Source organism: Leptolyngbya sp. FACHB-8, assembly GCF_014695575.1.
Classification (GTDB): Bacteria; Cyanobacteriota; Cyanobacteriia; order Elainellales; family Elainellaceae; genus Vacuolonema.
This window is the reverse complement of the sequence record NZ_JACJOO010000047.1, coordinates 59,950-73,415: the sequence shown is the minus strand read 5'-3', so window position 1 is coordinate 73,415 and position 13,466 is coordinate 59,950. Positions and strand designations below refer to the sequence as shown.

The following is a 13,466-nucleotide window of genomic DNA, read 5'->3' as shown; positions in this document are numbered from 1 at the left end:
TTGAAGAAAATTTGAATTTCAGCCAGCTCCTAAGTAGGACAATAGTCCGTAGGAACCCGCCTTGAAAACGATAAACAAACTGAACTTTGTAGAAGCATTTACAACAAACTTTACAATTGTTGATCTTTATTTACACGCTTGAGACACACCCAATTTTTTGCTGACAAGGCAATTTTGTCTAACGCCTGTCTATCCTTTCAAGGTACAGAATCATTTCTACAATTAACTTAGGTAACCTTGAATTAAGTATTCCCAGAGATGGAGTAAAAAGATGCCTTACTCCACCGATATTCAGAGGCTGTATAAAGTAGGTACTCAAACGGTTAGTTTTTACCCTGAGGATCAAAAAGTAATTGTTTCAAATAAGCCTCCAAAACCAAAATCGGTCAGTAATGGTAATCAACCTCAGTTCAGGATAGGCCCGAGTGCCCGTTTTGGCGTACGCAGAGCACACACCAAAATGGTCTTTTCCCGGGGGTTTTCAAACCGCTTCTCAGATTAATTAACATAAACCTCGAAAAACTGTTCCCACCGCACAGCCGTAGGAACAGTTTTTCGGGGTTTATGCTAATTGATTGAGTCAACTACCGAAGAATAGAAAATGTTGTTTCTAGCTTTTGGAAAGCTTATGAATCTATAGCAATGTGCAAGTGCGTTAAGTACAGCAACGGTGGTGTGGGGCACTTCGTGCCCCACACCACCGTACTTAATCAACGTGCACAGCGCTATATTGAAGAACCCAACTTTGATAACCAACTTATAGCTACCCTAAGCTTTTCTTCTATTACAGGGAAACTAGAAAGGTAACGTAAAAGATCATCTTCGTCATTCTTGTTGTGGGAGTGGTGATTTTGTCACCACTCCCACAACAAGAATGACAGGTTGTTTTATTTGTGATCCTCAAGACTTTGGGACTATCACAAGTAGGTATGGTCCACAAAAGGTAGAGAGACAAGATACCCGGAGACACCTTCCACCTGGACCTGTTGCAGATTACCTTCCAACGCCTTTGTACGAATGTAGGCTAAGCCCCAATAGCCTGCATCCGTAGCAATGCTGCTAGTCAGAACGCCGACTTTTTCAGCGCCTGCTGTGATGGTGCTACCAGGTGTAACTGCACCCTCTAATTGAATGCCCCAGAGCTGTTGTTTAACACCGCGATAGGTATAAAGCCGGGCGATCGTCTCCTGACCGATATAGCAGCCTTTAGAGAGGGAAATGGTAGACCAAAGCCCGGCTTCTAGAGGGTTAAAGTCATCCGTGAGTTCGTGGTCAGGGACAGGCCGGCCCTGTTGAATCCGCAGTTGTTCCCACGCGTTTTCTCCCATAGGCACTGCTCCAGTATCGACCAGGATGCCCCATAGATCCGCAGCATGGTCTATAGGCGTGATCAGGGTATATCCGGCGATCGCCACCCCACTGCCCACCGCGACCCGCACAGGTATTCCCTTTAACGACACCTCTTGATGGGTGCCATAGGGCTGATTACTCAGCGATTCCACTTCCAATGTCCGCAACAGCGTTTCACTCTCCGGCCCAATCACGCTGAAAGCAGCCGTTTCAGTGGTCACATCTTGCAGACTTACCTTGTCTGCGAAAAAGATGTAACGATCCATCCAGGCGATAAGGGAGGTCGATCGCCCGGGTGACACCAGCAATAACACTCCATCTTCCAGAATGTAAGCCGTTGCCAGGTCAATAGTGCGGGCTGTAGAAGTGACAAAAACTGTATCGCAACCCTCACCGGGTTTCCGCCCCTCAAAGGCATTGGTGGTCTGGTTATGGAGGAAGCGGAGGTAATCGCGATCGCCCACTCGAATGCGGCCCCAATGGGTGCGATCGTACAGTGCGACCCCTGTTTGAGTAGCCTGGAGGGCGATCGCATCATTACTAAAGCTGAGGGGTACAGCCTGCTCTGCTACAGTGCCCAGTTGGGCTCCTTGGGCGGTTTGTTGGTTGCGAAGTGCCTGGCTCATCTCAATTCAGTCTTTTCGATTAGGGGATATCGAAGGCGATCAAGCCTTTTCTCCAGTATCCTGCATACCTGCGCTCTCATTTGCGTCACCGTGTCATTCGGCACCAATTCTCCGTGAGCTTCAAAGCTGATAGTTCAGGCCTTGGGGTCACAAACTCTCGGCTTTGAAGCCCGAACACTCGCCTCGGGCGAGTGTTCGGGCTGGATGCCAAAATGAAAATTACTAGTTCCTACCCAGGGAATTTGTCGTGATGGAATGGGATTGGTACGATGATCTCTCCTGTGCCACCGCAAAACTTGCTATCAAAATTCCTCACTCATAATCTGCCTGGAGCTACCCCATGCCCATCGACCTTTACATCGTTCGCCATGGCCTCGCTGGAGAACATGGCAGCTATGCTGATGATGAAAAACGTCCCCTTACCGACGAAGGCCAGCGAAAAACCAAGCAGATTGCTAATCGACTGGAGTCCTTTGGAATTCGCTTTGATAGTATCTTGACCAGCCCCCTCGTACGAGCCCGGCAAACCGCCGACATCTTTGTAGCAGCGGGTTTAGGAAAAACCCTGGAAGAGTCGCGCCTACTTGCGCCAGAAGGCCATATTCAAGATTGGCTTCCCTGGTTTGAAACGTGGAAACAGAGCGGCAGCGAATGCTTGGCTTTAGTAGGCCATGAACCGAACTTGAGCACTTGGGCCGAGCAACTTGTTTGGGGCGAAATTCGCTATCACATTCGGTTGAAGAAAGCCGGGGTCATCGGCATAACCTTACCGAAAACTGGATCACCGATTGGGCAGGGTGAACTGTTCTGGCTCACACCCCCACGATTCTTGATGGACTGAGCATGAATTGAGGGGTAGGGTTCCAGCACTCTGTCAAAGAATTTTTGAGGGCTACGACCTCTCAAAAATTCCTTAAATCTAATTACAGGGCTCTGTGCTTGAATCAGCCACGTTTGTTTTTATGAGAGCAGCGCGCTGCACAGCTCTTACAAAAACAAACAGATTTTAAGCACTTTTCAAGCGCTATAAGTGTAGGGTTACCCCACACTTAAACATTGGCACACCACTAGACGTCCAGATGGGATGTGGTGAAAAGATAACGCCCTTTCCTTCACATCCCATGTCCAGAAATTAAAGCATCAACTCATCGCTATACAAATCCTTGAGAAAAGCTATATACATGGATTGAGCGTACTAAGGGCAAAATCAACTGTGCTGGATTGGAAGATTACTGGGGCTGGGTTGCCTGGGCGGGATGGGCTCTGGGATGTTGGCATTATGGGCGATCGCATCTCCACCATCGCCCCCCACATTGAGACAGAGGCTGCCCGTGAGCTAGAAGCCAGTGGCCGTCTCCTAATTCCTGCTCTGGTAGACGCTCACTTTCATTTAGACAAAGCGCTCATTTATGACCGCGCACCTGCCTATGAAGGCACGTTTGCCGAAGCCATGCGCGAGACCCTGCGATTAAAGCAGAGTTTTACCATTGAGGATATGCAGGAACGGGGCCGGAGAGTCCTGGAACGGGCGATCGCCCACGGGATCACAGCCATCCGCAGCCATGTGGAAGTTGACCCAACTTTGGGATTGCGATCGCTGGAGGCAATGCTGCCTCTGCGGCAGCAATATGCCTGGGGTATCACTCTGCAATTGGCAGTTTTTGCCCAAGAGGGCATCACAAATGTTGAAGGCGAAGCTGATTTACTGCGTCAGGCCATGCATATGGGTGGTGATGTCATTGGCTCAGCCCCCTATGTGGACCCCGACCCTCACCGCAACGTACAAATTATTTTCGACATTGCTCAGGAGTTTGATTGCGATGTCGACTTTCATCTAGATTTTCTGGATGATGACGCTCCCATGCTGGTGCCCTTCGTGATCGAGGAAACTCAACGGCGAGGTTGGCAGGGGCGTGTATGCTTGGGCCACATGACCAAGTTGGCAGCACTGACCCCCAACGAGTTGACAGACATCGGTCTAGCCCTCAGGGATACCAATATTTCAATTCTGGCTTTGCCAGCCTCTGACATTTACATCATGGCCCGAAAGGACACTCACAATGTCCGGCGGGGAGTAGCCCCTATTCATCGTCTGGCGGAACTTGGCGTCAATGTGGGCGTCGCAGTGAATAACACTCAGAATCTATTTACCCCTTTTGGAGACGGCGATGTGCTGAAGGTGGCATTGCTGTTGGCGGAGGTACTCCAGTTAGGCACCATCGAGCAACATCGGTTGTGCCTGGAAATGGCCACAACTCAAGCCGCCCGGGCGATAGGTCTGGTCCATAATTTGCAGGAAGGGTGCCCGGCAGATCTGGTATTGTTGGGAGCATCCTCTGTATCAGAGGCGATCGCCCTCACCCCAGCCGATCGCACCGTCTTCAAGAGCGGCCACTTAATCGCTCAAACCACACTTCAGCGCTCATTTTCCCCCAGCGCAGCCCTAGCCCTATAAGATCTATGCTGCTTGATGTCACCACCTGGTATCTGGAAATGCGCGATCGGTCGGAATTCCGGCCCAAATACTCTGATGACCCTAGCTTGACCGTGTTGCAGGCCGAAGTCCCTTGCCCTGAGCTCAATCGGTTTCTCTACACAAGTGTGGGGGGGCATTGGTATTGGTGCGATCGCATTCCCTGGACCTACAAGCAGTGGTGGGCTTACGTCAATCGTCTGGACCTGCAAACCTGGGTCGCTTACTACGCTGGAACTCCAGCCGGTTATATTGAGCTCGAAACCCAACCCGACGAGAGCGTAAAAATTGCTTACTTTGGGCTCATTCACCAATTCATCGGGCAGGGAATTGGTGGGCACCTGTTGAGTACAGGTATTCAGCAAGCCTGGGATATTGGGGCCAACCGGGTATGGGTTCACACGTGTTCTTTAGATGGCCCCACCGCTCTTAAGAATTACCAGGCTCGTGGTCTCAAGGTTTATCGGGAAGAACACTATAGTCGCGACTTCCCAGAGACCCCACCTGGCCCCTGGCCGGGGGCTCATCCTCCCAGTTTTTACGGTGATCAGTAGCTGGGTTAGCTACCAACAGCGATACCTTCGGCCTGAGCATGGCCTAACAAAGTCATTTCAACGGCCGTTCTTAACCAAAACGACAATTAAGCACTGCAAATTGACCTGGTTGGATAAACATTAGGGAAATTTCAGGCATATCCTATTGTTTTCAAGCAGAATTTAAAAAGTTGCTTGAAAATTGTTTTGGTAGATGAACTCCCAAACAGCAACATGTCGTCTGCAACACTTTTTAAGCAAAGTCTAAGAAGGGTTAAGAACCGCCCGGAAAGGCGATTAATTCTCTAGATTTATGGATAAAGTGCCCTGTTCCGTTTCAGGTTCTTTTTGCATTATTTGAGAGTCACTTCTTCATGAAATCGTCCTCTTTGCAAGATGTCTCCCTCTACGAACTAGCGCTTAGCTCGGAGCAGCCCCCTCATCCTCTGCAACTTAGCCCCACCACCTTCAAGTCGCTTATCAGTTTGCTGATCGACCTATTGCTAGAAAAGCAGATTCCAGCGACGGTGTGGATGAAGCTGCCCCGAGGAGACGTATGGCAAGCAGAAGTTGAGCGATTTCGGCGTTCGGCTGTGGCTCCGCACACCATTTATGCCTTTAGCAGTCACCGGAGCGAGCCGCCCAAACAGTCCTCTCTAGCCGCGCAGATGGGGATGCTCGCTGCCGAGCTTGGCTCTGACATGGACTCTTGCTCCAGTATTGAGTTGCAGCTGATGAGTGCTGAAACGGATGCGCTGATTGATGACCAGGGCGTCATCGCAGCAGCACAACCCGATACAGCCAACAGCGTCTTTTTACCCATTCAGTCAGAAATTCAGCTTCGGCGCGAATATTTTGTCCTTATCCTCTCGGAGGAGTTTTCGGTGCTGGTGCTGGCCCACCGCCCCCGCACCATTCGCAGTCAGGAGCGCTCGGTAGCAACCGAAGATATTCCAGCCGACACCTCTCTAGAATCACCGCTAGCGGACGAGGAGGAGCGGAAGCATTTACTGTTAACCCTTTGCTCCTTTGACTCGGCCACGATTCAGAAGGTACTGACAGGGATTCATCTGGCGATCGCCTCTAGCGTGCCCCACAATCAACAACAGGAAGAACTCACCTCTTTGCTGCTGAACTGGTCTCAGGTAACCGCTCCAGCGAACAAGGTTCATCTCGACCCGGCTATCCTGAGCCACCTAATGGTGCGCCAGATCCAGCGCCAAGAAGAAATGTGGCATCGTACGGCGGGCTATCGTCGGCAGGCTGAGTCGGCATCGACTTTACAACTCGAAAATGAAGAGTTACAGAACGCGATTCGCTTGAAAGACGAGTTCCTGAAGAACGTCGGGCAGGAGCTTCGTACGCCCCTTTCCAGTATGAAAACGGCACTGACGCTGCTCGGATCGCCGACTCTGAAGCCGCCCCAACGACAGCGGTACATGGATATGCTGACCCAGGAGTGCGATCGCCAGGGTTCACTGATCACCAGCGTGCTCGATCTGCTGCAACTGGAAAACGTGGATGACCACACCGCCACCCAACCCATCCGCTTGTCTGATGTCGTTCCAGGAATTGTCAGCACCTACCAGCCTCTGGCTCAGGAAAAGGGCATTATGCTGGCCTACACCGTCCCAGAAGATCTGCCCACGGTGACTTGCACCACCCCCTGGTTACGGCAAATCGTGATCAACCTGTTACACAACGGGATTAAGTTCACGCCGCAGGGCGGGCAGGTTTGGGTGAAGGCAAAACAGCAGGGTGAATTTGTTCAAATTGATGTGCGCGATACAGGCGCTGGCATTGCCCAGTCTGATATTCCCAAAATTTTCGATCGCTTCTATCGGGTACGTCATGGGCAAGGGGATGACACGAGCGGGGCTGGTCTCGGGTTGTCTATTGTGCAGCAGCTATTGCTGCGCTGTGGCGGCTCAATTTCTGTCCGGAGTAAATCGGGTGAAGGCAGCACATTCTCAGTGATGCTTCCAGTTTACGAGTAGGCCTTCTCTTACCCGGTCCTGCACGGCAAAATCAACCGATGGTTTGGGGTATAAGTTGCGACGCACCCTGTACTCCAAACCCTAGGCAAACCAAGGAACTGAGACAAGCTCAGGTATGCCGTGCAATCCAGTTTTGTAGCAGTGGATTTACGAGCTCAGGTGCTTCGTCTTGGGGGCAATGGCCCACTCCTTCCAGAGGCACGAATTCTTCGACCGCAGGAAACTCTGCCAGAACACGCCCCAACTCAATCGGTTCCCAGGGATCGACTGTTCCCCACAACATCAGCACCGGGCAGGTCATCTCTGGGAGCAAATCTTCTGCTAAAGGCCCCTCAGAGTATTTAATAAAGGCTAAAAAGACGTCAGCCGCTCCCGGCTCAAAGGCAGGTTTGAGGAGAAAATCCACCAGTTCATCGGTCACAGCGTCTTTCCGCCCGTAGGCTTGCAGCAAAATTTTACGAATGGTGCGCCGATTCGCCAGCTGCGAAAAAAAGAGATGACCAAGCGCGCGATTGCTTAAAATTGATTGCAGAACCGGCGCTGACATCCGACGATACCAGGGCAGAGCTAGACGTTTGCGATCGTGCAGCAACCGTAGGGAGCAGTCCAACATCGCTACCCCCCGCACAAACAACGGATTCATCACCGCTGCCTGAGCCGCTGCCACACAACCAATGGAGTTACCTACCAGAAACACGGGTTCGCCGACAATCTCCTGGCAGAAGTCCAAAATTTGCTGGCCCCAGGTTTCAAAACTGTAAGCCAATGGATTTCCAGGCTCGGGCTTTGCCGAGAAGCCAAACCCGAGTAAGTCCAGTGCGAACACTCGGCAGGTTTCCCCGAGAACCGGTAAGTTTTTTCGCCAGTGATCACTGGAAGCTCCAAACCCATGAATCAATACCACCGCTGGCCCTGTTGTTCCAGATTGCTGATAGCGAATTGGAAACCCCTGCCATTGCCAGGTTTTTGTCTCAACGGAAGCGGTGTGGGTGAGAGTCATGGCGATCGCAATATTACATTATGTAAACCACTGCCTCGATCATAGCGAGGTTTCGGTAGGGATGCTAAATCTCCTGAACGGAGGGGACAGGGGCTGCGCCCTCCGGTTCCAGCAGGGTAAAGCGCACTGACATGGAGTGATTCCACAGATCGATAAACGCCTTTAGCGCAAAGGGAAGTGCCTTTTCCTGGCTGGAGATCTTAGCGTCGTCCGTATCGTAAAAATGTAAGCGCTCGATAATCTCGGCACGACTCGGCTCGGCTAGATTAGCCCGGTAATTGCCCTGCTCATTGACCTCTGAAAAGCAATACACCTGGTGATAGTTCACTCCTGTGACCTCGCGGTATTGCAAAAGAGCATAGACATCCACTGGGGTAGCAGGAATTTTGAGGGGAAGTTCCAGACGTTTTTGATAGGCCAGAAGCGGATAACGAGCGCTGTTGCGAACGCCGTAGTAACCCACCTTATCGGGTTGCAGCGGATATTTGCGAAAACGAGGTTGCACAAACGTTCGCATAAAGGTGGGAATATCCATGCCCTCGACGGCATAAGCACCAATGATGTCTATGTGCACGTCATAGGCCGGGGTATTGCCGATGTTGTAGATGCCCAGATGCATTCCGGCACCATCGGCCAGGGGCTGGATGTCACAGTAAACATGGGGCAACGACGCTAATCGTAGCTGACGCTCGATCGCCCCCCGGTACAGGCTATTCTCATGGCGAACCTCTTGCAGAATGCGGTACGAGAACCAGGCATGGAACCCGACGATAACCAGCAAAATGAGACTGCCAATGAGTAGAGAAATTTCCATCGGACTCCAGACCAGACCATGCTCCAGATTGTACTATTAACCTCCAGTCTTGCGGATAGCAGCTTACAAGGCACACACCCGTCAGGACAAAGGATTTGTACTGCTTCTACAGCATTTTCCGCTCCTATAAGGTACGAGAGGGGGATGCAGGACGAAGTCCTACATCCCCCTCTCGTACCTTATAGGGTAAGAAGTGCGTTGATGGTGAGTAAAGCACCCTCAATGCACTTTTAACTGAACTGGTGTAGCTTTTAGAGTTCCTACCAGCTAGTGCGATCGCGCCCTCCGCACCCATACAAAGACGTCTCACGGACTACAATCTGCGGTACCCAACAGCGGCACAATCGGAAAGATTCAACATAGGAGGGGCTATGACAGAGACATCATCAAACCGGGACGCCGTTGAGACCTATGTAGAACAGGTAGCAGCCCTGATTGGGCTACCCATTTCCCCCGAATGTCTGGAAGGCGTAGTAGACAACATGATGCGAACGTCGGCGATCGCCCGCCTCGTTATGGAGTTTCCCTTACCCGACGACCTGGAGGCAGGCCCAACTTTTGAGCCGTAATCGTTGATTCATGAATTTTGCTCAGCCTTAACTCAGCAAAATTTAGGCCCGTGTCTTCTGTGTAAGAGGGTTATCCTGACGCTCACACGTTTACGAGAGTTTGTGTTCCTTAGCTGGAGAGGTAGTGGGATGGATTGGGGGAAAGTAGATGCGATCGCCATTGCAACAGCGGTGCGCTCGGGTGAGGTTAGTGCTAAAGAGGTCACGCAGCAAACCCTGGCACGGATTGAGGCAGGTAACGTGTCGCTCAATGCATTTACAGACGTGCTGACCGAGCAGGCAATGGCAGAGGCAGAGACGGTGGATGGAGCGATCGCCGCCGGTCAAGATCCTGGTCCTCTGGCTGGTGTCCCCTTTGCCGTCAAGGATTTGCTGGATGTCGCCGGGGTTGTCACCCTTGCCGGGTCCAAAATTAACCGGGAGAATCTACCTGCCATTCAGGATGCTACGACGGTCGCAGCGCTCAAGCAAGCCGGCGCAATCCTCGTGGGCACCCTGCGTATGGATGAGTATGCCTATGGCTTCACCACTGAAAACAGCCATTACGGCCCCACCCATAATCCCCATGACCTGGCCCGAGTGGCTGGAGGTTCCTCTGGCGGATCTGCTGCCGCTGTCGCAGGAGGATTGGTGCCGCTATCCCTCGGCTCAGATACCAATGGTTCGATTCGGGTACCCGCATCCCTCTGCGGCATCTTTGGATTGAAACCGACCTATGGCAGGGTTTCTCGAGCCGGAGCCTACCCGTTTGTTGCCAGCCTCGACCACATTGGCCCTTTTGCCCGTTCCGTGCAAGATATCGCTACCAGCTTTGATGTCTTACATGGCCCTGACCCAAGAGATCCCATCTGCTCGACCCGGGCCCCTGAACCAACTCTGCCGCAGTTAGCGAAAGGCTTGGAAGGTCTGCGGGTGGCGATCGCTACAGACTACTTCGCCCAGGGTGCTCACCCGGAAGCACTGGATGCCGTTGCCAAAGTTGCCAAAGCCCTGGGAGCTGATCAAACCGTTGTCATCCCCGAGGCAAAGCGAGCCAGAGCTGCCGCTTATGTCATTACTACCTGTGAAGGGAGTGCGCTGCATCTGCAACGGCTAAAAACTCGCCCAATGGATTTTGACCCTGGAACGCGCGATCGCTTTCTCTCAGGCGCTCTCATGCCGGCCGCCTGGTACATCCAGGCACAACGGTTTCGCCGCTGGTACCGCGATCGTGTCCGTGAGTTGTTTCAGACTGTTGATCTCATTCTGGCTCCTGCCACTCCTTGCCCCGCACCTTTAATTGGGCAAAAGACCCTGATGTTGGACGGCGAAGAAGTGCCTCTGCGTCCCAACCTGGGGCTTTATACTCAGCCCCTTTCCTTCATTGGCCTGCCCATTCTTGTCGTACCGGTACAACAAACCGGCTTACCCATTGGCGTGCAGATCATTGCGGCCCCCTACCATGAAGCGCTAGCTCTACGAGCTGCCGCTGTTCTGGAAGCAGAAGGGGTCATTGCAGCTCCCGTGGTTTCCCCTTAAAAACGATTGATCAAACATTTATCCTCACGAATACAAATAGAATAAAACCTGGATTTTTGTGGAAGGTGCGCTTTAGCCGCATCTCCCACAAAAAATCCAGGTTTTATTCCGTACGAGATCCTAGAACGTGTTTTAAAGCTGGCTTTAAAGGTCTTCTGTCATGCGCTCCACACACGGAAAAATGACCTTTAAAGCAGACTTTAGTAACCTGAGTTCGGGTTAAGGGCGTTTTTGAGTGCCGCGCGTTGCGCGGCACTCAAAAACGCTCATTTTGGTGTGCGCTTTGCGCACACCAAAATGAGCACTTCACCTTATCCCAAACTGAGGTTTAGCAATAAGTGGCAGAAATCAACCCATGAACTTAAGCCGTCACGTACTAGGAAAACCGGGCGGGAGATAACTGCGCCAAAATTGGGTCAGCTTCCCCTTTTTGGGATTTGGCAAACCGGCGAGCCAGCGGAGGAGCCAGTAAAAAAGGCCCATTAAAACCTGAGCAGAGATACAGACCACTGACACCAGGAAGGGCCCCTATCAGAGGCAGGCGATCGCCACTAAACCCCACCAAACAGCTTCCCCAGGCGGCCGGAACCGATTTCAAGCAGGGGAGAACTTGACCAATGCGATCGCGCAGTTGTTCTTCACTTGCACTTGCATTCACCAGAGCATCTGGGTCCGTCAGCACCCGACTAAGCTGCCCAATCCGGATGCGTCCGTCTTGAAATTGAATCGCACCGACATCCAGGATAGGAGGCACAGGTTCGTGACCCGGTTCATCCCAGAGGGACTCATACTCGGGGCGAGTAGCCTTCGCTTCCATGGGCATTCGTTGCAGCTCCGCAGACATCACAATGGTTTGCAGAGACACAGTCTCTAGAGGCGGCGTCTCCAGAATCTCGGCTTGGGTGTAATAGAGACGTGTGGAAATGCCCATCTGGTACAGCAGCCTTCGGCTCAATCCCCCGGCGCTAACTATGACCTGGCCGCTATAGATTTCCTGCGACGTCACAACCCCTTCGATCCGTTCGCCCGTCTGCACAAATCTTTCAACAGACGCAATTTCTACCCGTCCCCCGGCTTGCCTCAAACCATGCTGGTACGCCCGAGTCAGGGACTCTGGATCAACGTGCCCGTGGCGAATGTGAAGGGCAGCTGCGATCGCCTTTGGCTCTAGCAAAGGTTCCATCTTCACCGCCATAGACGGGTCAAGCAGTTGAGGTTGGATGCGGTAGTGCTGGTAGGAAGCAGCAATGGCAGTGGGATCGCGATCGCGGTCGATCACTAGCAACATGTCCATTTCACGAAACTGGGTGTCATAACCCAATTCCTCGGAGAGTTGGGGATGAATGGCCTCACTTTCCTGGCAAAGTTGCCGAGTCAAGTCACTATCTCCAGCCCAAAAGGCAATACCGCCATAACTGTATCGAGTCGCGTTTGAAGGATCGGGCGACTGGTCCAGCAGCAAGACTGAAAACCCGACCTTTGCCAACTCATAGGCTACAGCAGAGCCAACCAGTCCTGCACCGACTACAATCCAGTCGTAACTCATGCCTGTGCCTCATGCATTATGTACGCATCTACTTCGATCTCGACCAACATATCGGGTGTAGCCAGGCGACTGACCTCAACAAGGGTATTGGCCGGACGGATATCCTGAAAAACTTCATGGTGGGCACGGGTGGCCTGCTGCCATTCATCCATGTTGGTGACATAAACGCGAGTTCGTACAACATCTTGTAGACTCGCACCCACCGCCTTTAAAGCACCCTCAATCTTTTGATAAATATAGATAGCTTGCCCATAGAGGTCGCCCGGATGCTGTATTTGTCCACTGGCATCACTGGCCGTTGTTCCTGACACATAGACAAATGGCCCAACCCGTACAGCACGGGAATACCCAGCTAAAGATTCCCACGGGGTACCCGTGGAAAAATTCTGTCGTTCCATGCAATTGCTCACCTCGCATGTGGCTAGTATACGAAAAAGCAATGTAACACTTCGTTGCAGAAATGTTCTGAAACGGTTTCGAAGCCTTATTGGCTCGTACGAGCCAATAAGGCTTCGAAACCGCTTTAAAGCACCGCCTAGAGTGCTCCGCTCGATTTCCTTCCGGTAGCTTGCCAGCAACCACCCAATTTCGTCTTTGTTGCTGCGGCTATTTGAGAATTTTCTTTCGAGTTACCTTTGGGAGTTTTCTTCCAACTCATCCCGGCGGCCTCAAACAGATCGTAGTAGCTTTACTTAGATTCATAGACCACATCATAGTACTCGGTCAGGTGCTGCTCCAATTCACCGATTTCAGTTCTGGTACATCAGTTTCAGCGCTAAGGCTTTTCGCATTTCACGGGCATCTGGATTGCTCGCAATAAACCCTTGCAACTCTTCTACAGCAGCCTGAGCAGAGATATGCGTCATTAGGCACCCCGATTCCGAGCGGTCTTCGTATTCTCTCCCACCTCTTTCAAAAATCAAACCGGATTACTCTAGATAGAACGTTATGGACTCAGCACCAGAAAGTTTATTTTAAAAAGTCCCAAATCCTAATAAAAAGAGCGCGGTGAAAAACACCGCGCTCTTTTTATAGACTTC

11 protein-coding genes and 1 pseudogene are annotated in these 13,466 nt (G+C 51.8%); 6 read left to right on the top strand and 6 right to left on the bottom strand.

Annotation, left to right across the window (positions count from 1 at the left end):
• Window positions 1-917: 917 nt before the first annotated feature.
• Window positions 918-1,976 (bottom strand): folate-binding protein YgfZ, encoded by a 1,059-nt coding sequence (locus H6F91_RS09955; protein WP_190770609.1) that lies wholly within the window; start codon window positions 1,974-1,976, stop codon window positions 918-920.
• Between the two features lie 340 nt (window positions 1,977-2,316).
• Here H6F91_RS09955 and sixA point away from each other — a divergent pair, with 340 nt between their 5' ends.
• The 4 genes from sixA (at window position 2,317) to H6F91_RS09935 (ending at window position 6,979) form a co-directional block, all read left to right on the top strand.
• Window positions 2,317-2,817 carry a phosphohistidine phosphatase SixA gene (gene sixA, locus H6F91_RS09950; RefSeq protein ID WP_190770610.1) on the top strand — a complete coding sequence of 167 codons (501 nt, stop codon included), beginning with the start codon at window positions 2,317-2,319 and terminating at the stop codon, window positions 2,815-2,817.
• Window positions 2,818-3,189: 372 nt separating this feature from the next.
• Window positions 3,190-4,431: an amidohydrolase family protein gene (locus H6F91_RS09945; protein ID WP_347280023.1), complete on the top strand. Its 1,242-nt coding sequence runs from the start codon at window positions 3,190-3,192 to the stop codon at window positions 4,429-4,431.
• 5 nt (window positions 4,432-4,436) lie between these two features.
• Window positions 4,437-5,003 carry a GNAT family N-acetyltransferase gene (locus tag H6F91_RS09940; protein WP_190770611.1) on the top strand — a complete coding sequence of 189 codons (567 nt, stop codon included), beginning with the start codon at window positions 4,437-4,439 and terminating at the stop codon, window positions 5,001-5,003.
• 353 nt (window positions 5,004-5,356) lie between these two features.
• Entirely contained in the window at window positions 5,357-6,979 is a 1,623-nt protein-coding gene (locus H6F91_RS09935; RefSeq protein WP_190770612.1) for an ATP-binding protein, read from the top strand.
• Window positions 6,980-7,088: 109 nt separating this feature from the next.
• Here the strand turns inward: H6F91_RS09935 and H6F91_RS09930 are convergent, their stop codons facing one another.
• Entirely contained in the window at window positions 7,089-7,979 is an 891-nt protein-coding gene (locus H6F91_RS09930) for an alpha/beta fold hydrolase (RefSeq protein WP_190770613.1), read from the bottom strand.
• A 64-nt stretch (window positions 7,980-8,043) separates the two neighbouring features.
• Window positions 8,044-8,793, bottom strand: coding sequence for a hypothetical protein (locus H6F91_RS09925; RefSeq protein ID WP_190770614.1), 750 nt, complete (start codon window positions 8,791-8,793; stop codon window positions 8,044-8,046).
• A gap of 371 nt (window positions 8,794-9,164) precedes the next feature.
• Here H6F91_RS09925 and H6F91_RS09920 point away from each other — a divergent pair, with 371 nt between their 5' ends.
• Both H6F91_RS09920 and H6F91_RS09915 read left to right on the top strand, forming a co-directional pair.
• Window positions 9,165-9,362, top strand: a complete 198-nt coding sequence (locus H6F91_RS09920) for a DUF4089 domain-containing protein (RefSeq protein ID WP_190770615.1) — start codon at window positions 9,165-9,167, stop codon at window positions 9,360-9,362.
• Between the two features lie 129 nt (window positions 9,363-9,491).
• A complete protein-coding gene (locus H6F91_RS09915; protein ID WP_190770616.1) occupies window positions 9,492-10,880 on the top strand; it encodes an AtzE family amidohydrolase in 1,389 nt (462 codons plus the stop codon).
• A gap of 376 nt (window positions 10,881-11,256) precedes the next feature.
• Here H6F91_RS09915 and H6F91_RS09910 read toward each other — a convergent pair whose 3' ends face one another.
• The 3 genes and pseudogenes from H6F91_RS09910 to H6F91_RS27885 form a co-directional block, all read right to left on the bottom strand.
• Window positions 11,257-12,426: an FAD-binding oxidoreductase gene (locus H6F91_RS09910; protein WP_190770617.1), complete on the bottom strand. Its 1,170-nt coding sequence runs from the start codon at window positions 12,424-12,426 to the stop codon at window positions 11,257-11,259.
• Window positions 12,423-12,824, bottom strand: a complete 402-nt coding sequence (locus H6F91_RS09905) for a RidA family protein (RefSeq protein WP_190770618.1) — start codon at window positions 12,822-12,824, stop codon at window positions 12,423-12,425. The genes H6F91_RS09910 and H6F91_RS09905 overlap by 4 nt, the downstream gene beginning before the upstream one ends.
• 150 nt (window positions 12,825-12,974) lie before the next feature.
• A pseudogene (locus tag H6F91_RS27885) lies at window positions 12,975-13,268 on the bottom strand (hypothetical protein); the annotation flags it as partial.
• Window positions 13,269-13,466 lie beyond the last annotated feature (198 nt).

What these genes read in the sequence shown, in the direction of transcription:
- H6F91_RS09930 (WP_190770613.1), bottom strand. Translation starts at nt 7,979, where the DNA reads ATGACTCTCACCCACACCGCTTCCGTTGAGACAAAAACCTGGCAATGG.
- H6F91_RS09940 (WP_190770611.1), top strand. Translation starts at nt 4,437, where the DNA reads ATGCTGCTTGATGTCACCACCTGGTATCTGGAAATGCGCGATCGGTCG.
- H6F91_RS09955 (WP_190770609.1), bottom strand. Translation starts at nt 1,976, where the DNA reads ATGAGCCAGGCACTTCGCAACCAACAAACCGCCCAAGGAGCCCAACTG.
- H6F91_RS09935 (WP_190770612.1), top strand. Translation starts at nt 5,357, where the DNA reads ATGAAATCGTCCTCTTTGCAAGATGTCTCCCTCTACGAACTAGCGCTT.
- sixA (WP_190770610.1), top strand. Translation starts at nt 2,317, where the DNA reads ATGCCCATCGACCTTTACATCGTTCGCCATGGCCTCGCTGGAGAACAT.
- H6F91_RS09925 (WP_190770614.1), bottom strand. Translation starts at nt 8,793, where the DNA reads ATGGAAATTTCTCTACTCATTGGCAGTCTCATTTTGCTGGTTATCGTC.
- H6F91_RS09920 (WP_190770615.1), top strand. Translation starts at nt 9,165, where the DNA reads ATGACAGAGACATCATCAAACCGGGACGCCGTTGAGACCTATGTAGAA.
- H6F91_RS09910 (WP_190770617.1), bottom strand. Translation starts at nt 12,426, where the DNA reads ATGAGTTACGACTGGATTGTAGTCGGTGCAGGACTGGTTGGCTCTGCT.
- H6F91_RS09915 (WP_190770616.1), top strand. Translation starts at nt 9,492, where the DNA reads ATGGATTGGGGGAAAGTAGATGCGATCGCCATTGCAACAGCGGTGCGC.
- H6F91_RS09905 (WP_190770618.1), bottom strand. Translation starts at nt 12,824, where the DNA reads ATGGAACGACAGAATTTTTCCACGGGTACCCCGTGGGAATCTTTAGCT.